Here is a 24,240-nt window from a genome sequence, read left to right as displayed (position 1 = left end):
CAGCATGAGCCGGGCTATAGAGAAAGGAACGGTCGCTTACTTTTCGTTCGATGCGCTCAGCATCCACGGGGCCGTGATTAAGCAAGGCGTGTTCAAACGCAGCGCCACCGTCCAATTGGCGAAAGGCGCCTATACGGGGGGACGGATTGAAGACGAGAACGCATTCGGTCTCGCTTTCGATGAACTGTGCCGTAAATTGAAAGTACGAAAAGGGATGGTCTGTGCCGTCGATATGGCCGAGACCGAGGTGTTGTCCCGTAAAGTCGAGATTCCATCGACAATCCCGAAAGACGAGATTCGTGGCTATCTGTTCATGGAAATCGGTAGCTCAATCATCTTGCCGTTCGACGACGTCGCCTTCGACTATGAGGTGCTCGGTGAGACGGAGTCGAAGACCGAGGTCATGCTACACGCCGTCTCGGTCGATTTGACGAAAGCCATCCGCGCTTATATGAAAAAACGCGGATTCCAATTGAAGAAAATCGTGCCGCGTCCGGTCGCCATCGCGAACGGGGTAGCCCGACTTGAGACGCTCGACCCGCTCAAATCGACACTAATCTGGCACGTGACGCCGTTCGCGCACCAGTTGCTCGTCCTTGAGGAAGGGCAAGTTCGCTTCATCCGGGCCATCGAGACTAATCTCCCGTACCGCGCCGAGACGACGGACGGGATCATCACGTATACATATAGTGACTCGAAGGAGTCGCTCGCGACGCAGACGGACGAGTGGTTGAACGAACTTGCCCGCTTTCTCGATTTCTATCGTTACTCGCTCCGGACGGACGGTCGTCCGATTGACGAGTTGCTCGTCTCGGGGACGATCCCGAACCTCGACGACCTTGTCCGGACGATTGAAAGTGAGGCGATGGTGCCGGTCAAACGGATCGCCGACCCGCTTCCGCTCTCTCACGCGACGCCGTTGTCGCATCAGATGTTGCCGCTCCTTGGGATGGCGACGCTCGACAAGGAGCACGACGCCAACTTCATCAACTCGACCGATGTGACGCTCCGGTGGCCGATTATCGTGAGCCTGCTCGCTCTGATGATTGGTGGCGGGGCGACGGGCTACTTGTATTATGAAGTAAACGAGCTAGAACAGAATGAGGCTCAACTTGAGGAACAATTGCAACTTGTCCGGATTTACCAGACCGAGCAAGCGAATTCGAAAGGCCAGCAAGTCCTGTCGCTCGACCAGACGGTGACGGCGCTCACGGCCGAGGAGAAGTTGGCCGTGCCAGCGCTTCGGGCGTTGACGGAACAACTGCCGCCGACGGGCTACGTGCTGACGTATAACTACGCCGACGGTTCGCTCATGAGCGTGAGGACCCAGTTTGAGACGCTCGCCGATTTGAACGTGTTCCAACGCTCACTTTTGAACGACGTACGGTTTGAGAACGTTAAACTGCTCGGCGTGACGACCGAGACGAAAGCGGAGACGGAACAGGAAGAAACGGGCACCGACATGGATACGACGCTGTCGCCGAGCGTGCTCGACTCGACGAACGAACCGCTCCCGCGTTACATCGGAGAGTTCACCTTCACGTTCCTTAACGTCGAACCGGAGGCTCCGGAAGGGGAGACACCGGACGGCGAGACGGAAGAGACGGCCGATGAGGAGGTGGTGAGCGAATGAAACGTTCGACGATTTATTTGATTTTCACAATCTGTTTGTTCGCGGCCATCGCCGTACCTTCTTATTTCGGTTACCAGTATTTCATCCACCAAGGCAACGTCAAATCGCTCGAGCGGGAACTGTCACTCGAACAGACGAAACTCGAACTGTTGCGTCAAGAAGGCGAAGTCGTCGACGTCGCCGACTCACAGCGTCTGCAGACGCGTGTCCCGACCGAAGCAGCGCTCGACACGGTCGTCGAGACGTTGTCGCAGGCGAGTCAACTGTCTGACGTCCGTGTGACGAGCATCGCTTTCGCCGACGGCATCATCGCCGAAACGGAAGTGCCGGAAGACATCGACGAGCCGGAACCGAACGATGTGAGCGCGACGGCTGAACCAGCCGAACCGGTCGAAATCACGCCGGTCAACGCCTCATCGGTCCGCTCGACGGTCTCGCTCCAAGCGGACACGTACGAGTCGCTCGTCTTGTTCCTCGAGTCGGTCGAGTCGATGAACCGGATTCACATCTTGCGCACGGTCCAATTCAACGGACCGGCGGAGACGGGACCGAACACGACCGAGACCGCCGAGCCGCTCGATTTCACGGTCGAACTCGACGCGTTCTATCGCCCGGACCTCGATCAACTCGTCGAGGACCGCTATGTGCCGGCCCAGACGTTCACACCGAAAGACATCCCGGTGTACGACTATACGACACCATAATCCGAGCGTCCCTTCGAAAAGAAGGGACGTTTTTTTGAGGCGTCGCGGATTGTAAACATCTGCCCGTTTGCCTACAATCAACAGTGAAGTGTGATACGGGAAAGAAGCCCGTTACGCACATATGGAAGGAGTCGCTACAATGAAACCAACACAGAAACGTGTCATCCTCGCCTCGATGTCGCCGCGGCGGACCGAGCTGTTGACCCAGGCCGGGATCACCCATGAGGTCATCCCATCGAACGTCATCGAAGGGACGAACGGACGGGAACATCCGGACGAGTATGTCGGACGCCTCGCCCGCGAGAAGGCGATGGACGTCGCCCGCGACAACCGTGACGCCGTCGTCATCGGCTCAGATACGGTCGTCGTCTTGGACGGGACGATTTTAGAGAAGCCGAAAGACCGGGACGACGCGCGGGACATGCTGCGACGCCTATCGGGGGCGACGCATGAAGTACTTACCGGCGTCAGCATCATCGGGCCCGAGCGGTATGACTTATTCGTCACGACGACTCACGTCACGTTCATCGACATCCCGGACGCGTGGCTCGACGGCTACCTCGATTCGACGGAGCCGTATGATAAGGCCGGTGCCTATGGGATTCAAGGGTCGGGCGGTCTGTTCGTCGAACGGCTCGAAGGGGACTTTTACAACGTCGTCGGTCTGCCGATCCGTCCGCTCGTCGAGACGCTCGAGCGACACGGGGTATCGCCGCGCTTTCTGTGAATGAAGCGAAAGTTGGTGAAGGAATGACCATGGTGCTCGACCGAAGTGTTGAATCCGCGATTGCCCGGCTGCTCCAAATCGGGGGCAGGGGTGGCGACCCGCACGAGACGGCCCGACGGCTGTCCGACGTATATCCGACGCTCCGGGCGCTGTCGCAGGCGTCCGTGAGCGACCTCTGTCAAATCGAGGGCATGACGAAGAAGAAAGCCGAACAGTTGCTCGCGGCGTTCGCAATCGGTCTCCGTTACGTCGAGGAACCGAAAGTGGAGACACCGACGATCCGTTCGCCGCAGGACGCCTATGAACTGCTCCGTGATGAGCTCCGGCTGTTGAATCAGGAACATTTCATCTGCCTGTATTTGAACACGAAGAATCAGCTCATCGCCCGGAAGACGTTGTTCGTCGGCGGGCTCAATTCGTCCATCGTCCATCCGCGCGATGTGTTCCGCGAAGCGCTCAAACTGTCGGCCGCTTGTTTCATCGCCGTCCATAACCATCCGAGCGGGGACGCGACCCCGAGCCGGGAAGACATCGAGGTGTCGGAGCGGCTCGTCGAGGCCGGTCATATCGTCGGCATCGCTTGTCTCGACCACGTCATCATCGGGGAGGACCATTACGTCAGTATGAAGCAGCGCGGGTATATGAATGGCTGAGGAAGGGGAGGTAGGCATAAAAATGTCTACTTCTTGTTGATTGAATGGTTTTAATTCATTTCTTGCTTTTTCTAGAGACTCATAAAGCTTTCCTTGCTCATGATTTCTTCATGGGTGCTTTCATACACCTCATCATTACATTGCATTGCTCCGTAAAACACTGGTTATGCCAATGTGCCATTTATAATCTCTGCGCGGTTTATACGAAATGTTCTGCGTATACATTGATAGTTGGCGGAAGCTATAACCTTCTTTAACCTTACGCACCATGAGTTTTACTGCCTCAATCTCGTCTGGATTTACTTCCAGGCGTTTTTGATTGTTCTTACTGAAACCGTAAAGAGCGGGAGCGGACCATGCGCCTTGTCTTGCTTTTTCAATCTGACCGAGCTGTACACGTTCACCTAAGTTGGTAGATTCCCATTCAGCTATTGCAGCTACAAATGAGAGCAAAAGAACTATCTTTGATTACTCCAGAGCAAAGTAGTTATTTCTGGAGAGTGATGAATCAGAAAAAATACAGGCAGATAGAACCTCTTGACGATATAATCCCTATTGCTACTCCTGTAAAGTTTAAGAGTATTCTCCAAGTACTAGATTGTAATTTGTTATTGACGATTGAGGAGCTTGTTTCAAACTTTTATGCTTCTGATTCCAAGTCTTTGCATGCTCTTACTGGAATCGAGAGTGAATTTTTCAAAGTGAATCTGAAATCAAAAACTACAGCAGCCGTGTCTGACATTCAATCACTTAGGAAGCTCAAGTCAATGTAGTAAAAACCATCTTAACTGAATTTCCCCATAAAGTTGGACCTGAAAATCCGGCTTTTATGGAGTAGTTCATACGGGTGGTTTTTGTTTGCGCTCATTTAGTTATTCAATATCAATAGCAAAATAGTTCGTTAGGTTGGAGTAATTTACAACGATATAACATAAGCCCGATAATAATAATTTGCACGTTGAAAATAATGGTAATTACAATTATTGTGAAAAAAGTAAGTTACCTTATTGGTAACAAAATAGAGATACAGGGGGAATTGAAGTGAAGAAGTTAATCGTTATTTTTTGTGCTATGATGTTAATGATAGGAACCTTAGTTCCATTCCAAAAAGCATCTGCAGAAATTGGCTCAGAAGGAAGTTTAGAAGAAACAGTTCAAGTTGTACTCTATTCAGATGACACCAAAGTAATTATGTCTGAAGTTCCAAAAGAGCACGTAGTAGAGTACCAAGCTAAGCTCGAAGATTCAGCGTTTAGAAATTCAGAAATCCAAAAGAGTGTAGGTCCAGAAGAAAATCTAACTGCTCCTACAAAGTTAGCTGCTTCTTTATCAAAGTCTAGCATTTCACCAATGGCCGTGGTTCAGCCGCCTGATGGTGGTACTAAAGGTTATGTAAGATATTTTCGTAAGGCTGAAGTGATAAGAGTAATTGACTCGATTGACAATAAGTTTGATTGGCCATTTTATATCTCTAATCCTTTATCAGATAGTGTTGCAATTTATGCAATTACACGTATTGCTGGTATGTCGAACTTCACGGGTATTGCCGCGACTGTGACTGCTTGGACTGCATCTGATTTGATGAATCGTCAAACTTCGTGGTGGAAAGATTCAGCTATTATGATACTTAAAGGTACTATTACTGGAGTAAAGTTAACAGTTAAACCAAATACGACATCTAATTATCCAGCGGCATACATTACACTTGTAAGATATTGATCTTTAAAAAGTTTAGTAAGTCTTTGGTTTATTAGGAGGAAATAAAGTGTCTAAAAAAACTAAGATTAACCTAATAGGGTGGCTATTTCTTATATTCCTTGGAATTAGCAAAGCATTTTTTGACGAACAGCTTTCAATAATTACTACAGGTCTTGGTGGTTTGATTTGTATTATTATCGCCGCATCCATGATTTTTTATGGTGGCAATAAGAAGCCTAAGGCTGTGGATAATTGAATAACAAAAAGAAACTCATCAGATGCGATGAGTTTCTTTTTGTTTGAGTATATTATTCAACACTAATCGTCCAGTTGCCATCGGCCGTAATATTGAAGAAGTAAACTCCTGCATCATCGACGCGTTGGACCTGCGAGCCCTCATATGCACCAATTTCGTTTGCAAGACGTACATTGCCGTTAGCCTAGACTGAGCTGCAAAGTTAGATTGGCAATCATGAGTGAAGCTGAGTGTTTGAGCACCGTCTTATAATCCATGAATAAAATGGAAGCAAAATGAATAGAGAGTATCCAAAAGTCATTAATAGTATTTATATCTAGTCTAAATGCCTGTATTTGAACACGAAGATTCAGCTCATCGCCCGGAAGACGTTGTTCGTCGGCGGGCTCAATTCGTCCATCGTCCATCCGCGCGATGTGTTCCGCGAAGCGCTCAAACTATCGGCCGCTTGTTTCATCGCCGTCCATAACCATCCGAGCGGGGACGCGACACCGAGCCGGGAAGACATCGACGTGTCCGAGCGTTTAGTCGAAGCGGGCAATATCGTCGGTATCGCCTGCCTCGACCATTTCATCATCGGGGAGGACCATTACGTCAGTATGAAGCAGCAGGGCTACATGAACGGTTGAAACTGGAATTTATTTTCCAAACGAGACATCAGTTTGCTATACTGGCATACGAGGTGTTTACATTGGAAAAATTGATTTGGTTATTGATGCTTGTCGTCGCACTCGTCGCAAGTTTTGTCCGGCTCGACCCACGCGTACTATCACTTCTCGTATTCGCGTTGTTCGTCTTCATCAGTGTGGTACTGTTTCGACGGTTCCAACGAGAAGACCATTGGCTCGACCGCGTCTCGCCGCTTGTCGGTGTCGGCATTGGGATTGGTGCTTGTATCGCGTATGCGGCTCTATTTGTCGCCTGGTTCAATTCCTCGCTCGACCTTCAAGTGTGGCGAGTCATTCCGCAACTCGTCTTCATGTATGCCGGAATTTACGTGTTCGTCGTGACGACGTCGAGCTTTATGGCGGGGGCGACCCGACAAAAACCGTCGCGGTTCTTTCGCCCGGTATTGATCTTCGCGGTATTCTTTTACGCGGCCATGCTATTGCTCCCGCTCCAACCGGGCCTCTAAGTATGTTTCGAACGTAGCAGGCGCATCCACGCCTGCTTTTTTGTGTTGGGAGGAGTCATCAAACATAGTGTCGAACACCGAGAGTATGCGTTTACATACGACTAACTGAGAGGGAATGTGATCAGACATGAGTGAGGAAACCATCTACCAAGAACAGGATTTGAAAGTGATATTGACGGACATCAAGGACGGGACGGTTCGGTTGCACGACTTGGACGAGGAGCGGGTGATCCAATCGATGCTCCATCACATCGGCTCGACGGACCCTGAACTTCGAGATCAGTTGATTTACACGCTGTTTTATCGATTCATCATCGAAGACGAACAACTGACGAACGAACAGTTGACGGAGATGTTCCGGACGACGCTCAAATACCACTTGTTTTACGGCATCGGGGAGACGGCATCGGATACCGTCTTCACACGGGCGTTCTCGACGCTGTTGATCGCCTTGCTCGTGTATCAAGACCGGCAACGAGGATTTTTATCCGAGACGGACATCGACATGTTGAAGGCGAAGCTCATGGCGTATCTCGATTGTGAAATCGACACGAGAGGCTATGTACCTGGGAAAGGCTGGGCCCATTCGATCGCCCATGTGGCCGATGCCTTCGACGAGCTCGCTTTGCATCCGCACCTCGATGAGACGGAATACGGGGATATGCTCGCGGCGCTATGGAACAAGGTGATGATTCCGAGCGTCTATGTGCATGACGAGGACGAGCGCCTGCTGAATCCCATCTTCGCCTTGCTCGGGCGCGGGATGGACGAACATGAGCTGATCGTCCTGTTAGAAGATTTGCCTGCCCGATTGCGCGCGCAAAAACAGCAACTCGAGCCCGAGTACTATTGGCACGTCGTCCATAACGTGAAAACGTTTCTGAAGAGCTTTTTCGTGAAATTGGCGGACGTGAATCGCCCGAAGCTTCAAGCCGCCGTCTCCGAGACGTTGCAGCAGATTTGACGAGAACCCGGAACAATCTAGGCAGGCGCTTACACGCGCTTGCTTTTTGATTTGCGTTTTTGTCGAAAAGAAGGCACACTAATATACGGTGAGACAGGACTGAGATGAACGTTATTGTAAATAACCTGTAATCGAATGAACGTTTTCAAACATGATTTTTCCGTTATAATAAAAAATAGTGTAACCAAGAGAGGAGCAGCACGTATGTTTCGTAGTTTTAACCGAGAAATCGGAATCGACCTTGGAACGGCAAATACGCTCGTTTATGTAAAAGGTCAAGGCATCGTTGTTCGTGAACCGTCGGTAGTGGCGTTCCGTACAGATACAGGTAGAATTGAGGCCGTGGGTAACCAGGCCAAGGATATGATTGGACGTACGCCGGGTAACGTCACGGCACGCCGTCCGATGAAAGATGGGGTAATCGCCGATTTCGAAACGACAGCGACGATGATCAAATACTTCATGGAGCAAGCGCAGAAGTCGAAGAGCGGTTTGTTCTCATCGAAGACGAACGTCATGATCTGTGTGCCAAGCGGCATCACGTCAGTTGAAAAACGTGCCGTGGAAGACGCAGCCAAGCAAGCAGGCGCGCGTGAAGCGTACACGATTGAAGAGCCGTTCGCGGCAGCAATCGGTGCCGGTCTCCCGGTTTGGGAACCGACGGGCTCGATGGTCGTGGATATCGGTGGCGGTACGACCGAAGTCGCAGTGATTTCACTCGGCGGCATCGTGACGAGCCAATCGATTCGTGTCGGTGGTGACGAAATGGACGACGCCATTATTCGTTACATCAAAAACAAATACAACCTCATGATCGGGGAGCGGACGTCTGAGACGCTCAAGATGGAAGTCGGTTCGGCTCGCATCGACGTTTCGAACGAAGATGAGAAGATGGAAATCCGTGGTCGCGATCTCGTGACAGGTCTTCCGAAACAAATCGAAGTCACGGCTGCTGAAGTGTGCGAAGCACTCTCGGATACGGTTGAAGCGATTCTCGCGGGCGTCAAACAAACGCTCGAGCAGACGCCACCGGAGCTTGCGGCTGACGTCATGGACCGCGGTATCGTCCTCACAGGTGGTGGCGCACTCCTTAAAAACCTGGATGACGTCATCTCGGACGAGACACACATCCCGACACTTGTCGCGGATGAGCCACTCGATTGTGTCGCAATCGGGACAGGAAAATCACTTGAAATGATGGACGTCCTCCGTTCAAAATCAGGCATCTCGTCGCGTCGATGAGTGGTGACACACGATGAGCCGGTTCGTACGTAATAAAAAGCTCATCATCACGCTGATCGGTATCATCTTATTCGTAGTGATTTTAGGGGTTTCGATTCGAGGACGGTCGGAATCCGCTTGGTACCAGGACGTCACGCGTGATGTGGTCGGAACGTTCCAACGGGTGTTCACGGTGCCGATCGGCTGGATGGACAGTACCGTGTCCTCGATTTCGAACGTACGCGACATTTATGAAGAGAACCGTCAATTGAAACAACATTTGACGAAATACGCGGAAGTGTCGGTCGAAGCCGATGACCTGCGCCGTGAGAACGAAGAATTGCGCCAAATGGTCGAGGCGCGTGACACGTCGCTTCGTGACTTTGATTTGATTCCCGCCGAAGTGATCGGGCGCACGCCGAACGACTGGCAGCGCTATGTGACGATTAACGTCGGGGAAGAGCGCGGTGTTGAGAAGGGCATGGCCGTCACGGCCGCCGGAGGTATGGTCGGGCGCGTCATTCAAACGAGCGCCTACACGTCACAAGTGCAACTCCTTTCGGACAACAACCGGACGAACAATGTTTCGGCCGTCGTCAAAGATGAGGACGGCAAAGCGACGTACGGGACAATCGATGGCTTCGACAGTGAGACGAACGAGCTCTTCTTCACGAAGGTCTCGAACAGCGTCAAGTTGAAAGAAGGCGAGATCGTGTCGACGTCAGGTCTCGGTGGTCGTTACCCGGCCGGTCTTGTCATCGGGACGGTCGAGTCGATCGAGACGGATGAATATGGCGTGTCTCAAGTCGCCCGTATCAAACCTGAGGCGGACTTCAACGAGTTCTCGCAAATGTTCGTCATTGATCGTACGCTCGACGAACCGTTCTTGACGGGTCCCGAGGAAGGAGGAGCAGCGGGTGAGTAACATGAAAGTGTTCATCGCCCTGTTCCTCCTCTTTCTTATTGAAGGGACTTGGGCCGCGATTTTCTCATGGCACTATGTGACGCCGTTCTTATATTTGACGTTGATCGGCTTGATGTACGTCAGTTTGTATGGTCGCTTCGAGGCGGCGTTCGGATTCGGGCTCGTCTTTGGACTGTTGTACGACATCGTCTACACCGACTTGCTCGGAATTTACTTATTTACTTTTTCACTCATTCCTCTCTTAGTCAGCTTCGTGTTAAAATATATAGGTGAGAACTTCTTTTCGGTCGCCATCACGTTCACATTCATGATCCTCGTGTTTTCTTTCGGGATTTTCAGTGTCATGACGGCGGTCGGTGGGACGACCATGACCATTCAAACACTATTAGTTGAACAGATTCCAGGGACGCTCGCCGTCAACGCTGTCGCCATCGCACTGTTATACGTGCCGATGACACGATACGTGGCGCCGCGGCCTGTAGCGAAAAGAGGGTAGCCATGATGGAGCGTAAACGACATATTACGATAAAAGGACATCGCAACGGTATTGCAATCCACTTCAATCCACGGAGTGGCATCGATGAGGTGCTCGGAGAGCTTGAGGCCACGTTACAAGAAATGGAGCCGCCCTCTGGGAAGATTGCACTCAAATTGCACGCGGGTACTCGTTACATCGACGAGGAGCTGTCACGTCAAATTCGTGAAGTCGTCGCTCGTCATGGCGTTTTTTATATCGAGGAGCTATCGAGCGAGGTCATGTTGACCGAAGAAGCGAAAGCGACCTACGGCAAAAAGACGTTCCACTACCATAGCGGGACGATTCGAAGCGGGCAAATGCTCGATTTCGATGGCTCGGTGCTCATTATCGGAGACATCAACCCGGGGTCCGAGGTTCGGGCAACGGGCAGCATATATTGTTTAGGGACGATACGAGGAAATGTGCGTGCCGGTGTCGAAGGATGGGAGGAAGCGGTCATCACCGCCAGTCTGCTCCATCCGAAGTTTTTAGCGATCGGTGAACATGTGCTCGCGTCGGACGACGACGAAGAGCTTCCGGAGATCGAGATGGGATGCGCGTATCAGACGAATCAGGGCATTGAAATGACGCGTCTTCGTCAAGTCATGACTGGGCTGAAAGACGCATATGCAATGGAATTACAGAGAGGGTGAGTTTGATGGAGCAAGTAGTAGAGCCTGTACATACAGCTAAAGAAGTGAAGAAAGGTCGGGCCATCGTCGTGACGTCGGGGAAAGGTGGCGTCGGGAAGACGACCACGACCGCGAACCTCGGGACGGGCCTCGCATTGTCTGGCCACTCGGTCTGTCTCGTCGATACGGATATCGGTCTACGGAACTTGGATATCATCTTAGGACTCGACAACCGGAGCATCTATAACCTCGTTGACGTCATCAACGGGCAGTGCAAGCTGCATCAGGCGCTCGTCCGTGACAAGCGGTTCGAAGAGATGTATCTCTTGCCTGCGGCCCAGTCGAAAGACAAGACGTCGGTCCAACCGGAGCAAGTGAAAGAGATCATCGACCAGTTGAAGACCGAATACGACTTCGTGTTGATCGACTGCCCGGCCGGTATCGAGCAAGGTTTCATGAACGCCATCGCCGGCGCCGACGAGGCTGTCGTCGTGACGACGCCTGAGAAGGCTGCCGTTCAAGACGCGGACCGCATCATCGGCATGCTCGAGCAAGCGGAACATGTCGCGGCACCGAAACTGATCGTCAACCGCGTCAAGAACCACCTCGTCGAATCAGGCGACATGCTCGACATCGATGACATCATGCGTATCTTGTCGATCGACTTGCTCGGCGTCGTCGTCGACGATGAAGAAGTCATCGCCGCTGCGAACCGCGGAGTGCCGGTCACGATGAACCCGGACAATAACGCCGGACAAGCGTACCGCAACATCACGCGCCGCATTCTCGGCGAGTCGGTGCCGCTCATGTCGATTCAAACCGAACAAAAACCGGTCGGCTTCTGGACGCGGCTCATGATGAAGTTTGGAATGAAAAAAGCCTAAGGCAACGAAAGTTGCCTTTTTGTGTCGAAAGGAGAGATACGTGTGCGATTGATCTATGAACGGACCCCGTCCATCGAACGGGCCATGCTCGTCGATGGGGAACGTCTCCTCGAGGTCGAGGAACGCTTCATCGACCAACTGTCGGTCGGGACGATTCTCGAGGCCGCAATCGAACGGATTCACCCGTCGCTCGGCGCCGCGTTTTTGACGACCGGCGAGACGACGTTCTTCCTGCCGATTGCCGAGACGCTCAAAGCGCTCGAGGCGTATCCGAACGTGCCAGGCATCGGCCAGGCGGCCGTCGTCGGTGACAAACGCCTCGTCCAAGTGACGAAAGAAGGCATCAACGGCAAACATCATAAAGTGACGGAAAACATCCGCTTCGGCGGACGCTACATCGTCTACTTCCCATACGGCCGGCGTAAGCTGTATAGCCGGAAGCTCGACCTCGTCACCCAGGACCGGTTATCGAAAGTGTTCGAGCTCGAAGAAGCGGAAGGGGTCTTGTTTCGGACGGAGTCAGGGCAAGCGAGCCCGGACGTCCTTCAAGAAGAACTTGCCTTGCTTCGGCGTCGCGCCGCGGACGTCGTGACGGCACGACGCGGGCAGGATGAGCTGCTGTGTGAACAGTTCGTGCGCCGCCATGCGGTCGAGTCGGTCATGTTGAACGACAAGGAAGCACAAGAGCGGTTATCACGGCTCGAGGTCAACGTCGAACGCCATGTCGGCAAAGGTCGGATGAAAGAAGCGGCCCGGCTCGACGGGGCGATTGAAAAGCTCGGACAGCGCGTCGTCTGGCTTGAAGGTGGTTCTTACGTCTTGGTCGAACAAGTTGAGACGATGACCGTCATCGACGTCAACAGCGGCAAGAACGTCGCCGTCAAGGACAAGGGGCGGGCAGCCGACACAATCAACGAAGCCGCCCTCTACGCGGTCATGGAGCAGCTCCGGCTGCGCAATATCGGCGGCATGGTCGTCATCGACTTCTTACGCGGGTCAAAAGACGGGCAGGCCCGGCTCTTGAAAAAGATGAAAGAGCTCGGCGCCCGTGATCCGCGCCGCGTCGAAGTGTACGGTTTCACGCGTATGGGCTTGTTCGAGCTGTCCCGGGAACGCACGGGCCGTTCGATTCAAGACCGGATGACGCACGACGGGAAGCCGTCGAAGCTCGCCGTCTTCTCTCGGATTGAACGTGCTTTGATGGAGCTCGCGCCGGAAGTCGAAGCGGTCGTCTTGACGCTTCCGGGCAAGTGGCACGACGCGTCGTGGGATGGGTTTGCCTGCACGGTCCTCCTCGTCGAGGGAGAACCGGATGTGGCGTTCTACGGGACGCTCGAGGAATGTCAGAATTTCGTATCTCGTCATTGACAACGATGAAACGAGAGTGGTATTATCTATAACGTTAGTTCGTTTGGAAGCACCCAAATGGCTACAACCGCACAGAACGGGTTGAAACGGTTTCGCCCTGCCCTGGATGGCGAGTCTGAGTTTAATAAGGAGGTGCACGTATATGTACGCAATCATCAAAACTGGTGGTAAGCAAATCAAAGTTGAAGCAGGTCAAGAGATCTACATCGAAAAACTCGATGCTGATGTCGAGGGTACTGTAGAATTCGGTGAAGTTCTTTTCGTTGGTGGTGACGATGTTAAAGTCGGAGCTCCACTCGTAGAGGGCGCTAAAGTTGTCGGTACTGTGGTAAAACACGGCCGCGCTAAGAAGATCACTGTCTTCAAAATGAAAGCTAAGAAAAACTACCGTCGTAAGCAAGGTCACCGTCAGCCTTACACGAAAGTTCGCATCGAGAAAATCGAAGCGTAAGCTATGATTCGAGTAACGGTCAGACGAGACGAGACGAAGTCGATTCGTTCCGTCGAAGTGACAGGTCACGCCAACTTTGCCGAACCCGGTTCTGACTTGGTATGTGCCGGCGTTTCTGCCATCATCTTTGGGGCATACAACGCTGTCGAGGTACTCGCCGGTCAGTCGCTTCTTGTAGAAATGGCAGACAAAACAGAGGGTGGCTACTTTTATGTCGAGACGTATCCTGACCTATCACCGGAGGATATGACTCGCACCCAATTGTTATTAGAAGGGATGCTCGTGCAACTAGACACGATCGCCCAGAGTTACGGTGATTATATCCAAATTGAACAATAGGAGGTGGACCTCATGTTACAATTGAACCTTCAGTTCTTCGCATCGAAAAAGGGAGTAGGATCGACTAAAAACGGTCGTGACTCGATTTCGAAACGCCTCGGCGCTAAACGCGCTGACGGACAAACGGTTTCAGCTGGATCGATTCTCTACCGTCAACGCGGTACGAAAATTCACCCAGGTGAAAACGTAGGCCGTGGTGGCGACGACACATTGTTTGCTAAAGTTGACGGCGTAGTACGCTTCGAGCGTCTTGGTCGCGACAAGAAACAAGTGAGCGTTTACCCAGTTGCGTAAGTAGAACCACGCAGAAGACTCTAGCCACTTATTTGGTTAGAGTCTTTTTTACTAGTTTTACTAGGAGAGGATTGCATGAACTCACAGGCAGCACTGAAACTATTATCGACCGTCCGTCACGAATGGATGAATCGGCTTCAGATGATCTCCTTGTATGCGGCGCTCGAGCCTGAAAAACTCGAGGAGCTGTACGAGCGATATCGTCAGCACGCCGACGAGGAGAGTGCGCTCATTCGTTTGGATTTGCCGATGACGAGTCTCGTCATCATACAAGCGAATTGGGAAGGACGGTTGACCTACAAGGTATCGGCCGACCGTGTGTCGCTCGACGACGCGCGTGTGGCGGACAAACTTGTCCGTCTTCTGTCAGGAACGGATGGACCGATTCATGTGACGTTCACGGACGGACTGATGGTCCGCGTCTTCGGTCATGTGCCGGACGACGTGTTCACGTCAGACGAAGTGTACGAGCAGACAGTAGAATGTTCTACGTTCGTTATAAAGGAGGGGAATTAAATGTTTGTCGATCAGGTTAATATTTTTGTAAAAGCTGGAGACGGCGGTAAAGGGATGGTCGCGTTCCGCCGCGAGAAGTATGTTCCAGACGGTGGACCAGCAGGAGGAGACGGCGGTCACGGTGGTGACGTCGTATTCGAAGTAGAAGAAGGATTGCGCACGCTCGTAGATTTCCGCTTCTCGAAAAAGTTCATCGCCCATGACGGTGAAAAAGGGATGTCGAAAGGCATGCACGGACGAAAAGCGAAGCCGCTCGTCGTCAAAGTCCCACCAGGTACGATCGTATTTGATGCATCGACCGATACGGTCATCGCCGACCTTACCGAGCACGGCCAACGGGCCACAATCGCCAAAGGTGGCCGCGGTGGCCGCGGGAACTGTCGTTTTGCGACGCCAGCCAACCCGGCACCAGAGATCGCCGAGAACGGGGAGCCAGGTCAAGAGCGCGAATTGCGTCTTGAGTTGAAATTGCTCGCCGACGTCGGTCTTGTCGGATTCCCGTCAGTCGGGAAATCGACGCTCTTGTCAGTCGTCTCGTCGGCACGCCCGAAAATCGGCGCGTATCACTTCACGACGATCACACCGAACCTCGGTGTCGTCAAGACGGCAGACGACCGTGACTTCGTCATGGCCGATCTTCCAGGACTCATCGAAGGGGCGAGCCAAGGCGTCGGCCTCGGTCACCAATTCTTGCGTCACATCGAGCGGACGAAAGTCATCGTCCACATGATCGATATGAGTGGCATGGAAGGGCGCGACCCGTTCGAAGACTACACGACGATCAACCGCGAACTCGAGTCGTATAACTTACGCCTCCTCGAGCGTCCGCAAATTGTTGTCGCCAACAAGATGGACATGCCGGATGCGCCGGAATTATTGGAAGAGTTCCAAAAGAAAATCGGAGACGACGTCAAAGTCTTCCCGATCTCGGCACTCGCCAAAGAAGGACTCCGCAACCTGCTCATCGAAGTAGCTAATCTCGTGGACTCGACACCTGAGTTCCCACTCGAAGAGCTCGAAGAGAAGACGGCCACACCACGTGTCGTTTATCGTTACGAGAAGGAAGAGAAAGGGTATCAGATTCATGTCGATGAATACGAACGCTTCGTGATCACGGGGCCGCGCATCGAGAAGCTCTTCAAGATGACGAACTTCGATCACGACGAGTCGATCAAACGCTTCGCGCGTCAAATGCGTCAAATGGGCGTCGATGACGACCTTCGCAAGTTGGGTGCAGAAGACGGCAGCGTCGTCGCTATCTTGGATTTTGAATTCGAATTTGTCGAATAATCTTTTATTAATGAAATGGAGTGTGAAGTAAACGTGGACCCTGTGCCCTCGTCTAGTTTAATTCTTTATGCAGTTTTAGTTATGTTGTCAGCCTTTTTCTCTTCTGCCGAGACCGCGCTCTCGAGTGTGAACCGCGTCCGGATGATTCGTATGAGTGAAGACGGGGACAAGGGCGCCAAGCGCGTCCTCCACCTCGTCGACCGCTTCGATGACACGCTCTCGACGATCCTTGTCGGGAACAACATCGTCAACATCGGTGCCGCGACGGTATCGACGGCCATCGCCACGAGTATTTATTCGGGTGGGGCCGGACTCGTCATCTCGACGTTCGCGACGACGATTGTCATCTTGATTTTCGGTGAGATTTTACCGAAGTCGCTCGCGAAAGAGTTCGCGGAGAAGTATTCGCTTCTCATCAGCGGCATTTTGTTGTTCCTCGTCAAAGTCTTGAAACCGGTGACGATGATCTTTACCGGGTTGAAGAAGTTGGTGCTCCGCATGATTGGGATGAACGACAAAGAGCCGTCGGTGACGGAAGAAGAGTTGAAAGTGCTCGTCGATATGGGAGAAGAAGAAGGGGTGCTCGGCGAGACCGAAGCGGAACTCGTGCATAGCGCCTTCGCCTTCAACGACATTACCGTCGACGATGTGTTGACGCCGCGGATCGATATCCTCGCCGTCGACATTGACGATACGCTTGAAGAGATCAAAGACACGATCTTTAGCGGTGGACATTCTCGTCTGCCGGTGTATAAAGACTCGATTGACAACGTCATCGGGGTGTTGTCAGAGCGTGATTTCCTTCGTTCGATGATGCGTGATGAAGTGACGGACGTCCGTTCGCTCATTCGTCCGCTCACGTACGTATCGCCGCAGACAAAATTGATTGAGCTGCTTCCTGTACTCCAGCAAAAACAATCGCACATGGCCGTCGTCCTCGACGAATTCGGCGGGACGGCCGGTCTGATCACACTCGAAGATATGCTCGAGGAGCTCGTCGGAGACATTTGGGACGAGCACGACGAATCGATCGTTTATTTGAGACGACTCCGTGACGGCGTCTACGAGTGTATGGCCGACATGGATGTCGATGAGTTCGCTGATGAGATGGGAATTAAAGAACCTGAAGTAGATGCCAACACGATGGGTGGTTGGATCGTCGAACTATTAGGAGACATTCCAGAGAAAGGTGCGCGTGTCACGTACGATGACATGACGTTCACCGTTCTCCACGTCGAAAAGCGTCGGATTCGCAAATTGCTCGTCGAGACGGGTCAATCCGAACCGGTCGAACAAGCGTAAACGAACTGAAGGAGGGGCCGCCAACTGGCGGTCCCTCCTTTTGTTTAGACGGTATGATGGCGCTCGACGCGTTCGAGCAGCTCGTATGGTCGAACTTTATAGATGGCGTGCGGCATATACGTCGGGTCGATCGCATCAACGAGACGCATTTGGAAGTGCTCACGTTTGATGTAGTCGCCGACGTTCGACGCATCGACCTTGAAGAAGCCGACTTCTTGCGTCTCGCCTTCCTGCGGTTGCAGGTCGCCGGAGACGTAGCGGGCACGGAACGTGACGCAGAGCACGCGCGAGGAGACGTTTTGATAAATACCGGTGATGCCTTCGACTTCAATATCGACACCGGTCTCTTCTTTCACTTCACGATGCACGGCGTCGACAATCGATTCATGCTCCTCGACTTGTCCGCCCGGCATCTCATACGTGTCGCTCCGGTGCGTGTTTTGAACGAGCAACACTTCACCGGCCTCGTTCGTGACATAGGCGGTCACGGAGACGATCGTGCGCGGTGGCGTATAGTGACCGGTCGGCATCATGAACTCCTCACTCGATTTGATATATAAATCTTTGCCGAGACGGGCCCGCTTCTTCATCGCCTCGCGGCGCAAGCCGCTCGAACGGTAATCGCGTTCGACTTGCTCGTAGTGCTCGCGGTCGCGGTATTCCCACAGGGCCATGACCTCGCTCTTGTCTTCGGTCACCCAACGACCGACGAGCCGTGCGCCGTGCGATACCTGAATCGGATACAGGTATGTATGGAAAAATTCGGTGAATTCGTCTAAGCGTTCAGGACGGATGGTGTACGTTTTTCGACGATGGAACATGGTAATTCCTCCTTTGAAGGTGGCTGTCTCTATTCCGAGAAAAAAACGCTTTCCTCATAACTCTATATTCGTCATCACGATCCGTTTTCCCTCTATATCAAAAAAAGTCAGCTCGAGCGCATCTGCTCAGGCTGACTTTTTGAATAGGCGCGGATTCGCACGGATATAGCGGATGAGAAAGAACAGCCCGATGCCGATGCCGACGTACGGCAAGAACCCGTGTGTGACTTCACCGATGTGACGCCAATTGTCGCCGAGCATCATCCCGAGTTTGACGAAGATGAACGACCAAACGGCGAAGATGAGGACGGTCACCGTCAAAAACTTCCGGAACGATAACCGCATGACCCCGGCGCTGACGGCGAACAGTTGGCGCCAAATGACGCTCAGACAGACGATCCAAGCGCCGTACGTCTCGAACCAAGTCTCGGCCCGGCGTTGCTTCGCCTCGCTGATGCGGAACGACCGATAGAGGCGAAGGGCGACAGGGCGTCCTCCGTAGCGGCCAATCCCATATAAGACGATTTGACTGATGACGAACGCCGCCCAGGCGAGCAGGAAGACGAACAGGAACGAGGTGTCGAGAGATCCGGTCAGGTAGCCGCCGTAGGCGAGCACGAGCTCGTTCGGGATGAGTTGGATGAAGATGCCGAGCGGGACGCTAAAAACGCCACACCCGAGCAACAGTTGCTCGAGAAAGTGCCACATGACCGTTTCCCCCTTTCCAAATTTTGTACAGGATGCATTCCATCCATCAGTATAACGAACATGAGTCGAAAGCAAAAGAAAAGATGTCACGTATTTGTGACATCTTAGTCGAGCTCGGAGACGAGGACGCCGAGCCGTTCAAGTTCTGAGACGGCGGCATCAATGGCGTCTTCACTATCGGCCTCGAGCGTATGAATGTGGAGACCACCCGTCAAATGCGACAGCGGGGCGGCTTGGTTCGCCTCGACCCGTTCGAGGAAAGCACGGACGTCGCGACGGCTCTTCACCATCAATTGCCCGGTCAATGAACCGTAGACCGGATGGTCGATGATGACGTCGCGAATCGTGACGCCCTCGTCGACGATGGCGTTCATCTCCGCTTCCATGTCCTCGGCCTCGTGGCGACAGACGATTTTACGGGTATAGGCGGACGGTGACGCCTCACCTGGTAGATAGACGTAGCCGCGGGCGGTCGCGACGATCTGATGGCCCTTCGCCTTCAAGAGCGACAAGTCTTGGACGACGACTTGTCGGCTGACGGCGACGCGGCGGGCGAGCTCGGAGCCTGTGATCGGCTCGGAACTCTGTTCAATCATTTCCAGTAACGTGCGCCGGCGTTCTTCACCGGCTAAGCGTTTGTTCATAAGATCCAACTCTCCTTGCTAAAGTGACGATGGCTTCGGCGAGTGCCGTCGTGGCCTCGACGGTCGTGTCTTCGCCGAAAGAAATGCGGACGAGCCCGTGACAGGCGCTCGTCTCATAGCCGAGCGACTCGAGCATCCGGTTCGGTCCGTTCTGGCCGGCCCGACAGGCCGACCCTGCCGACACTTGGAACCCGAGCCCGTCGAGTTCGGTCATCCACCATTGCCCGTCCCGCTGTTTCGAGACGAACGAGAAGATGGCGGGGCTTTGCTGGTCGAACTCGAGCCAATCCACGTAAGACGATGTCTTCTCTTTCAAGATAGCACGAAACGCCAAGAAATTTCTTTCATGACGTGTCCGTTGCTCGTGACGGTCGGTGAACGCTTTGACGAAAGCGCAGATGCCGGGCACGTCGATGGTGCCGGGACGGATCCCGTATTGATGGTGTCCCGGATAATAGGGCGGTGGCAACAGCCGTTCCATATAGAGGCCGCCGACGCCTTTCGGGCCCCCGACTTTATGGGCGCTGAACGAATAGGCGTCAATCCCGTCGACGGAGACCGGGATCTTGCCGAGCGCCTGGACGCCGTCGACGTGGAACAACACTTTCTTATATTTCAACTGGCAGAGGATGTTGTGGAGCGGGAGCGTCCATCCGGTGTCCGAGTTGACGTGTTGGAACGTGACGAGCCCGATGTCACGGTCGAGCAAATGCGTGAACGTCTCGTGGTCGAACCGTCCGTCCTTCAGCTTCAAGCGGTGAACGATCACGCCTTCTGCTTCCCACTCGTCAAGCAGAAGCGCGACCGAGTCGTGCTCTTGCCACGACGTGATGACTTCACTGCCTTTCATGCGCTTCCGGAGACTCGTGAGGGCGATGTAGTTGCTTTCGGAGCCGCTTCCGGTGAAGAGGAGCTTGCCGCGGAGCATGTCGAGCCCGAGCGCCTGCTTCAACAACCGTCGGGATTCGGTCAAGTAATCTTCCGCCATATAGCCGTGCGTGTGGAGGGAAGACGGGTTACCGTATACGCTTCGTGCCATGGCCACGTAATGGTCGAGAGCGGATTTTGTCATCGGGTGCGTCGCCGCATAATCAAAGTAACGGTTCATCGTAAGTTCCCCTTTTCTCATGTTGTCTTCTTCACAAAATTATGCGAAACTAGTTTACAAGTCAACATTACATATGAAAAACAGGTGATATACAGATGTCTTTACAGTTTGAACGGGTCGATGTGTTGATCGTTGGGGCTGGCTTGGCCGCCGTGACGGTGGCACTCCATTTGCCTCATTCATTGAACGTCCTTGTCGTCTCTAAGCATGAAGTGACAAGCGCGAACTCAGATCTGGCCCAAGGCGGGATTGCGAGCTCGTATTTGGAGCCGTCGAGTGTCGACCATGAGCGGGATACGCTCGTCGCCTCGAAACTCGCAGCCGTGCCCGACCGTGTCTATACACTCGTCGAAGAAGGACGGAGCGCGATCCGCGATTTGGAGCGCTTCGGTGTCGTCTTCGACCGGGAGGGTGCTGAGTACGCCGTCGGACGTGAAGGGGCGCATGGCATGAATCGAATCTTTCACGTCGGCGGGGACGAGACCGGACGTCACGTGATGGCTACGCTTCGTCGTCAATTGCCGGATAACGTGACCGTCATGGAACACGTATTGATCGATTCGTTGGTGAAGACCGACGACCGCGTGACCGGGGCGACCGGATTCAACGGAAAGACACGTCTTCACGTCCAGGCCGGAGCCGTCGTCTTGGCGACCGGGGGAATCGGTGGACTCATCGATTGGACGTCGAATTGTCGCTCGGTCACGGGGGACGGGCTCGTCTTGGCGGACGAGGTCGGGGCGAGACTCAAGAACTTGTCTCGTATCCAATTCCACCCGACGTTACTCGCGGTCGATTCGCCCCACCTCGTCACGGAAGCGTTAAGAGGAGCAGGCGCAACGCTCGTCGATGCGTCAGGACGTCACGTGATGGCTCACCATCCACTCGGAAGCCTCGCCCCTAGGGACGAGGTCGCTCGGTCACTCACGCGTCATGACGGCACCGTCTACTTGGATACGAGTCGCGTCGAGCGAATTGATGAACGGTTCCCGAAACTCGTCGAGACGTGCCGGATGTATGGGCTCGACGCGACGCGGATCCCAGTGCGGCCCGGGCTACATTTTCATATGGGCGGTGTGGACGTCGACGTAGACGGGCGGACGACCGTCGCTGGGTTATATGCGGTTGGTGAGGTCGCCGATTCGGGCGTCCACGGGAAAAATCGACTGGCGTCAAATTCGTTACTCGAATGCTGGGTGTTCGGGAAGCGGGTGGCGGCAGCGGTGACGGTGGAGGAGAAGCCGTTCACGGTGAACGAGACGACCGTGTATGAGGTTTCGGATGATCTGTTCAGCCGCTATCGGCAACAGATTGGGGAATGGTTGACAATCTCGCCTCAGATTGGCGAAATCGTAAGTTTCTTAGAAAATACCCAACAACTGGCACAGACGAAACACGTGTCAAGACAATTAAGTGAACAGACGTTGAGTCTGAAAGCGGCACGCCTGTTGGCCAGTGCCGTCATAAGAACGGAGGATTCAGATGAACAAAATCGCCTTGCGCGAACAGCTGACAGCATTTTTACATGAGGACATCGGGTTTGGGGACGCCTCGAGTGCCTTGATTGACCACCGCGAGACGTCGCTCGCCACGGTCAGTGCCAAGGCAGACGGCGTCTTCTGCGGCATGGACGTCGTCCTCGAGCTGGCGCAGTTGCAACGTCTCGTCGTCGAATCGTGCCAACCGGACGGCACGAACGTCACGGCAGGTGACACGCTCTTTATTTTGCGAGGCAAGACGCGGACGCTCCTTGAGACGGAACGGGTGCTGTTGAACCTCGTCCAGCACTTGAGCGGGATCGCGACGATGACGCGGCGCTGCGTCGAACGGCTCGACGACCCGACGATCGCCGTCACGGACACCCGCAAGACGACGCCCGGGCTTCGTATGCTTGAGAAACATGCCGTCCGTTCGGGTGGTGGGAAGAACCATCGGCTCCGTCTCGACGATGCCATCATGATCAAAGACAACCACATCACGGCCCTTGGCGGGATCACGACCGCGGTCGCACGAGCTCGGATGCTTGCCGGCCACACGACGCCGATTGAAGTCGAGGTCGAGACGCTCGAACAACTGCATGAGGCGATCGCGGCGAACGCCGACATCATCATGTTCGACAACCGGGCGCCAGAAGAACTGAAGGCGTGGCGTGCGCTCGTACCACCACATATTAAAACGGAGGCGTCAGGAGGTATCACTGTCGAGACGATCGCAACGTATCGCGGTACGGGTGTCGACGTCATCTCGATCGGGCAGTTGACGCATTCGGTGACGGCGCTCGATTGCAGTCTAAATCTTGTAGGAGGAATCAAACATGCAATTACTCGGAACGATGCCAGCGCAGTACGCTGAGTTGACGATTGAACAGATGGAACAACGGATTGAAGCCATCAAAGCACGGCTCGGCAGCCGCCTGTTTTTACCGGCCCACCATTATCAAAAAGACGAGGTCGTCCAGTTCGCGGATGCGACCGGAGATTCGCTCCAGCTCGCACGGCTCGCCGAACAGATGAGCGAGGCGGAGTTCATCGTCTTCTGTGGCGTCCACTTCATGGCCGAGACGGCCGACATGCTGACGCGTGACGACCAGCTCGTCATTTTGCCGGACATGCGGGCCGGATGCTCGATGGCGGACATGGCCGATATCGATCAGACGGAGGTCGCTTGGGAAGAGCTGACCGATACGTTCGGTGATGATATCATTCCGATCACGTACGTCAATTCGACGGCGGCGATCAAGGCGTTCGTCGGCAAGAACGGGGGCGCGACGGTCACATCTTCCAATGCCCATGACATCGTCCGTTGGGCACTCGAGGCGGGCGAGCGGATTCTGTTCTTACCGGACCAGCATCTCGGACGGAACACGGCATATGACTTGGGCGTGCCGCTCGAGGCGATGGCCGTCTGGGACCCACTCCGGGAACGACTCGTCTATGAGGGTGACATCGAGGACGTGCGGGTCATTCTGTGGAAAGGGCACTGCTCGGTCCATGAGAAGTTCAACGTCGCCCAAATTGAGGCGTTACGGAAGAACGACCCGGAACGACGCATCATCGTCCATCCCGAGTGCACGTTCGACGTCGTGCAGGCGGCGGACGAGGCCGGGTCGACGTCATATATCATCGAGCAAATCGAAGCGAGCGCGCCGGGGACGAAGTGGGCCGTCGGCACCGAGATGAACTTGGTCAACCGTCTCGCGGCGACGCACCCCGAGCTCGATATCATCTCGCTCAATCCGTACATGTGTCCGTGCTTGACGATGAACCGCATCGATTTGCCGCATCTGCTCTGGGCGCTCGAGTCGCTCGAGACCGATCCGGTCAACGTCATCCGTGTCGATCTAGAGACGACGAAGTGGGCGACACTCGCCCTCGAGCGGATGCTCGCGCACTGAGGACAGGCAATCGCCTGTCCTTTTTTCGTGGCGGTGGTTATGGTACAATGAATGCA

Annotated in this window: 28 protein-coding genes, 1 pseudogene and 1 other annotated feature; of the genes and pseudogenes, 24 read left to right on the top strand and 5 right to left on the bottom strand. The window is 53.8% G+C overall.

Annotation, left to right across the window (positions count from 1 at the left end):
• Positions 1–4 precede the first annotated feature (4 nt).
• The 4 genes from pilM to radC all read left to right on the top strand — a co-directional run bounded on the left by pilM (position 5) and on the right by radC (position 3,717).
• Complete coding sequence (gene pilM, locus FED52_RS09855; protein ID WP_138859744.1) at positions 5–1,633, top strand: pilus assembly protein PilM; 1,629 nt, start codon at positions 5–7, stop codon at positions 1,631–1,633.
• Entirely contained in the window at positions 1,630–2,337 is a 708-nt protein-coding gene (locus FED52_RS09850) for a hypothetical protein (protein WP_138859743.1), read from the top strand. Before pilM ends, FED52_RS09850 begins: the two co-directional genes overlap by 4 nt.
• Positions 2,338–2,476: 139 nt before the next feature.
• Positions 2,477–3,064 carry a Maf family protein gene (locus tag FED52_RS09845; protein WP_029595831.1) on the top strand — a complete coding sequence of 196 codons (588 nt, stop codon included), beginning with the start codon at positions 2,477–2,479 and terminating at the stop codon, positions 3,062–3,064.
• A gap of 29 nt (positions 3,065–3,093) precedes the next feature.
• The gene (gene radC / locus FED52_RS09840; protein WP_235420135.1) at positions 3,094–3,717 is read left to right on the top strand and encodes a RadC family protein; all 624 of its coding nucleotides are present in this window, start codon (positions 3,094–3,096) and stop codon (positions 3,715–3,717) included.
• 135 nt (positions 3,718–3,852) lie between these two features.
• Here the strand turns inward: radC and FED52_RS09835 are convergent, their stop codons facing one another.
• Positions 3,853–4,170, bottom strand: a complete 318-nt coding sequence (locus FED52_RS09835; RefSeq protein ID WP_029595829.1) for a recombinase family protein — start codon at positions 4,168–4,170, stop codon at positions 3,853–3,855.
• Positions 4,171–4,758: 588 nt separating this feature from the next.
• Here FED52_RS09835 and FED52_RS09830 point away from each other — a divergent pair.
• From FED52_RS09830 to FED52_RS09750, 17 genes and pseudogenes are all read left to right on the top strand, one after another.
• Positions 4,759–5,436: a hypothetical protein gene (locus tag FED52_RS09830; RefSeq protein ID WP_138859742.1), complete on the top strand. Its 678-nt coding sequence runs from the start codon at positions 4,759–4,761 to the stop codon at positions 5,434–5,436.
• Between the two features lie 46 nt (positions 5,437–5,482).
• The gene (locus tag FED52_RS09825) at positions 5,483–5,671 is read left to right on the top strand and encodes a hypothetical protein (protein ID WP_029595826.1); all 189 of its coding nucleotides are present in this window, start codon (positions 5,483–5,485) and stop codon (positions 5,669–5,671) included.
• Between the two features lie 326 nt (positions 5,672–5,997).
• Positions 5,998–6,300 (top strand): annotated as a pseudogene (locus FED52_RS09820) (JAB domain-containing protein); the annotation flags it as partial.
• A gap of 62 nt (positions 6,301–6,362) precedes the next feature.
• Positions 6,363–6,806, top strand: coding sequence for a hypothetical protein (locus FED52_RS09815; protein WP_240731248.1), 444 nt, complete (start codon positions 6,363–6,365; stop codon positions 6,804–6,806).
• A 127-nt stretch (positions 6,807–6,933) separates the two neighbouring features.
• Entirely contained in the window at positions 6,934–7,770 is an 837-nt protein-coding gene (locus FED52_RS09810) for a DUF2785 domain-containing protein (RefSeq protein ID WP_138859741.1), read from the top strand.
• A 204-nt stretch (positions 7,771–7,974) separates the two neighbouring features.
• Positions 7,975–9,012 carry a rod shape-determining protein gene (locus FED52_RS09805; RefSeq protein ID WP_029595823.1) on the top strand — a complete coding sequence of 346 codons (1,038 nt, stop codon included), beginning with the start codon at positions 7,975–7,977 and terminating at the stop codon, positions 9,010–9,012.
• Positions 9,013–9,025: 13 nt separating this feature from the next.
• On the top strand, positions 9,026–9,916 hold the full coding sequence (mreC, locus tag FED52_RS09800) for a rod shape-determining protein MreC (RefSeq protein ID WP_029595822.1): 891 nt from the start codon (positions 9,026–9,028) through the stop codon (positions 9,914–9,916).
• 1 nt (position 9,917) lies between these two features.
• Complete coding sequence (gene mreD, locus FED52_RS09795) at positions 9,918–10,412, top strand: rod shape-determining protein MreD (RefSeq protein ID WP_138860326.1); 495 nt, start codon at positions 9,918–9,920, stop codon at positions 10,410–10,412.
• Between the two features lie 5 nt (positions 10,413–10,417).
• Positions 10,418–11,086 carry a septum site-determining protein MinC gene (locus FED52_RS09790; protein WP_240731247.1) on the top strand — a complete coding sequence of 223 codons (669 nt, stop codon included), beginning with the start codon at positions 10,418–10,420 and terminating at the stop codon, positions 11,084–11,086.
• Positions 11,087–11,091: 5 nt separating this feature from the next.
• Entirely contained in the window at positions 11,092–11,949 is an 858-nt protein-coding gene (minD, locus tag FED52_RS09785; protein ID WP_051627738.1) for a septum site-determining protein MinD, read from the top strand.
• A gap of 42 nt (positions 11,950–11,991) precedes the next feature.
• Positions 11,992–13,317, top strand: a complete 1,326-nt coding sequence (locus FED52_RS09780; RefSeq protein WP_138859739.1) for a ribonuclease E/G — start codon at positions 11,992–11,994, stop codon at positions 13,315–13,317.
• Positions 13,318–13,372: 55 nt separating this feature from the next.
• Positions 13,373–13,444 (top strand) — a sequence feature (ribosomal protein L21 leader region).
• Between the two features lie 15 nt (positions 13,445–13,459).
• Complete coding sequence (gene rplU, locus FED52_RS09775; RefSeq protein WP_015881153.1) at positions 13,460–13,768, top strand: 50S ribosomal protein L21; 309 nt, start codon at positions 13,460–13,462, stop codon at positions 13,766–13,768.
• Positions 13,769–13,771: 3 nt separating this feature from the next.
• Positions 13,772–14,107 (top strand): ribosomal-processing cysteine protease Prp, encoded by a 336-nt coding sequence (locus FED52_RS09770; protein WP_034776866.1) that lies wholly within the window; start codon positions 13,772–13,774, stop codon positions 14,105–14,107.
• A 12-nt stretch (positions 14,108–14,119) separates the two neighbouring features.
• A complete protein-coding gene (gene rpmA / locus FED52_RS09765) occupies positions 14,120–14,401 on the top strand; it encodes a 50S ribosomal protein L27 (RefSeq protein ID WP_016508537.1) in 282 nt (93 codons plus the stop codon).
• Between the two features lie 75 nt (positions 14,402–14,476).
• Positions 14,477–14,917, top strand: a complete 441-nt coding sequence (locus FED52_RS09760) for a Spo0B domain-containing protein (protein ID WP_034776867.1) — start codon at positions 14,477–14,479, stop codon at positions 14,915–14,917.
• A complete protein-coding gene (obgE, locus tag FED52_RS09755) occupies positions 14,918–16,207 on the top strand; it encodes a GTPase ObgE (protein WP_034776868.1) in 1,290 nt (429 codons plus the stop codon).
• A gap of 15 nt (positions 16,208–16,222) precedes the next feature.
• Positions 16,223–17,509, top strand: a complete 1,287-nt coding sequence (locus FED52_RS09750; protein ID WP_034776869.1) for a hemolysin family protein — start codon at positions 16,223–16,225, stop codon at positions 17,507–17,509.
• 44 nt (positions 17,510–17,553) lie between these two features.
• Here FED52_RS09750 and FED52_RS09745 read toward each other — a convergent pair whose 3' ends face one another.
• The 4 genes from FED52_RS09745 to FED52_RS09730 all read right to left on the bottom strand — a co-directional run bounded on the left by FED52_RS09745 (position 17,554) and on the right by FED52_RS09730 (position 20,790).
• The gene (locus FED52_RS09745) at positions 17,554–18,330 is read right to left on the bottom strand and encodes an NUDIX domain-containing protein (RefSeq protein WP_034776870.1); all 777 of its coding nucleotides are present in this window, start codon (positions 18,328–18,330) and stop codon (positions 17,554–17,556) included.
• A 126-nt stretch (positions 18,331–18,456) separates the two neighbouring features.
• The gene (locus FED52_RS09740) at positions 18,457–19,038 is read right to left on the bottom strand and encodes a DedA family protein (protein WP_138859737.1); all 582 of its coding nucleotides are present in this window, start codon (positions 19,036–19,038) and stop codon (positions 18,457–18,459) included.
• Between the two features lie 104 nt (positions 19,039–19,142).
• Positions 19,143–19,682 carry a transcription repressor NadR gene (locus tag FED52_RS09735; RefSeq protein ID WP_034776872.1) on the bottom strand — a complete coding sequence of 180 codons (540 nt, stop codon included), beginning with the start codon at positions 19,680–19,682 and terminating at the stop codon, positions 19,143–19,145.
• A complete protein-coding gene (locus FED52_RS09730) occupies positions 19,660–20,790 on the bottom strand; it encodes a cysteine desulfurase family protein (protein WP_240731246.1) in 1,131 nt (376 codons plus the stop codon). Before FED52_RS09730 ends, FED52_RS09735 begins: the two co-directional genes overlap by 23 nt.
• A 95-nt stretch (positions 20,791–20,885) precedes the next feature.
• Here FED52_RS09730 and FED52_RS09725 point away from each other — a divergent pair, with 95 nt between their 5' ends.
• Genes FED52_RS09725 through nadA form a run of 3 tightly spaced genes read left to right on the top strand, consistent with a single transcriptional unit; the run spans position 20,886 to position 24,184 of the window.
• Positions 20,886–22,319 (top strand): L-aspartate oxidase, encoded by a 1,434-nt coding sequence (locus FED52_RS09725; protein WP_138859735.1) that lies wholly within the window; start codon positions 20,886–20,888, stop codon positions 22,317–22,319.
• On the top strand, positions 22,273–23,142 hold the full coding sequence (nadC, locus tag FED52_RS09720) for a carboxylating nicotinate-nucleotide diphosphorylase (RefSeq protein ID WP_138859734.1): 870 nt from the start codon (positions 22,273–22,275) through the stop codon (positions 23,140–23,142). Before FED52_RS09725 ends, nadC begins: the two co-directional genes overlap by 47 nt.
• Positions 23,105–24,184: a quinolinate synthase NadA gene (gene nadA / locus FED52_RS09715; RefSeq protein WP_138859733.1), complete on the top strand. Its 1,080-nt coding sequence runs from the start codon at positions 23,105–23,107 to the stop codon at positions 24,182–24,184. Before nadC ends, nadA begins: the two co-directional genes overlap by 38 nt.
• Positions 24,185–24,240: the final 56 nt, after the last annotated feature.

The organism is Exiguobacterium mexicanum, from assembly GCF_005960665.1.
Taxonomy (GTDB): domain Bacteria; phylum Bacillota; class Bacilli; order Exiguobacteriales; family Exiguobacteriaceae; genus Exiguobacterium; species Exiguobacterium mexicanum_A.
Note: the sequence above shows the minus strand (reverse complement) of the source record. Positions and strands in the feature narration are given on the sequence as shown.

What these genes read in the sequence shown, in the direction of transcription:
- FED52_RS09790 (WP_240731247.1), top strand. Translation starts at nt 10,418, where the DNA reads ATGGAGCGTAAACGACATATTACGATAAAAGGACATCGCAACGGTATT.
- FED52_RS09730 (WP_240731246.1), bottom strand. Translation starts at nt 20,790, where the DNA reads ATGAACCGTTACTTTGATTATGCGGCGACGCACCCGATGACAAAATCC.
- FED52_RS09770 (WP_034776866.1), top strand. Translation starts at nt 13,772, where the DNA reads ATGATTCGAGTAACGGTCAGACGAGACGAGACGAAGTCGATTCGTTCC.
- FED52_RS09735 (WP_034776872.1), bottom strand. Translation starts at nt 19,682, where the DNA reads ATGAACAAACGCTTAGCCGGTGAAGAACGCCGGCGCACGTTACTGGAA.
- pilM (WP_138859744.1), top strand. Translation starts at nt 5, where the DNA reads ATGAGCCGGGCTATAGAGAAAGGAACGGTCGCTTACTTTTCGTTCGAT.
- mreC (WP_029595822.1), top strand. Translation starts at nt 9,026, where the DNA reads ATGAGCCGGTTCGTACGTAATAAAAAGCTCATCATCACGCTGATCGGT.
- radC (WP_235420135.1), top strand. Translation starts at nt 3,094, where the DNA reads ATGGTGCTCGACCGAAGTGTTGAATCCGCGATTGCCCGGCTGCTCCAA.
- minD (WP_051627738.1), top strand. Translation starts at nt 11,092, where the DNA reads ATGGAGCAAGTAGTAGAGCCTGTACATACAGCTAAAGAAGTGAAGAAA.
- nadA (WP_138859733.1), top strand. Translation starts at nt 23,105, where the DNA reads ATGCAATTACTCGGAACGATGCCAGCGCAGTACGCTGAGTTGACGATT.
- FED52_RS09850 (WP_138859743.1), top strand. Translation starts at nt 1,630, where the DNA reads ATGAAACGTTCGACGATTTATTTGATTTTCACAATCTGTTTGTTCGCG.
- rpmA (WP_016508537.1), top strand. Translation starts at nt 14,120, where the DNA reads ATGTTACAATTGAACCTTCAGTTCTTCGCATCGAAAAAGGGAGTAGGA.
- FED52_RS09740 (WP_138859737.1), bottom strand. Translation starts at nt 19,038, where the DNA reads ATGTGGCACTTTCTCGAGCAACTGTTGCTCGGGTGTGGCGTTTTTAGC.
- mreD (WP_138860326.1), top strand. Translation starts at nt 9,918, where the DNA reads ATGAAAGTGTTCATCGCCCTGTTCCTCCTCTTTCTTATTGAAGGGACT.
- FED52_RS09760 (WP_034776867.1), top strand. Translation starts at nt 14,477, where the DNA reads ATGAACTCACAGGCAGCACTGAAACTATTATCGACCGTCCGTCACGAA.
- FED52_RS09845 (WP_029595831.1), top strand. Translation starts at nt 2,477, where the DNA reads ATGAAACCAACACAGAAACGTGTCATCCTCGCCTCGATGTCGCCGCGG.
- FED52_RS09750 (WP_034776869.1), top strand. Translation starts at nt 16,223, where the DNA reads ATGGAGTGTGAAGTAAACGTGGACCCTGTGCCCTCGTCTAGTTTAATT.
- rplU (WP_015881153.1), top strand. Translation starts at nt 13,460, where the DNA reads ATGTACGCAATCATCAAAACTGGTGGTAAGCAAATCAAAGTTGAAGCA.
- FED52_RS09810 (WP_138859741.1), top strand. Translation starts at nt 6,934, where the DNA reads ATGAGTGAGGAAACCATCTACCAAGAACAGGATTTGAAAGTGATATTG.
- FED52_RS09745 (WP_034776870.1), bottom strand. Translation starts at nt 18,330, where the DNA reads ATGTTCCATCGTCGAAAAACGTACACCATCCGTCCTGAACGCTTAGAC.
- FED52_RS09805 (WP_029595823.1), top strand. Translation starts at nt 7,975, where the DNA reads ATGTTTCGTAGTTTTAACCGAGAAATCGGAATCGACCTTGGAACGGCA.
- nadC (WP_138859734.1), top strand. Translation starts at nt 22,273, where the DNA reads ATGAACAAAATCGCCTTGCGCGAACAGCTGACAGCATTTTTACATGAG.
- obgE (WP_034776868.1), top strand. Translation starts at nt 14,918, where the DNA reads ATGTTTGTCGATCAGGTTAATATTTTTGTAAAAGCTGGAGACGGCGGT.
- FED52_RS09725 (WP_138859735.1), top strand. Translation starts at nt 20,886, where the DNA reads ATGTCTTTACAGTTTGAACGGGTCGATGTGTTGATCGTTGGGGCTGGC.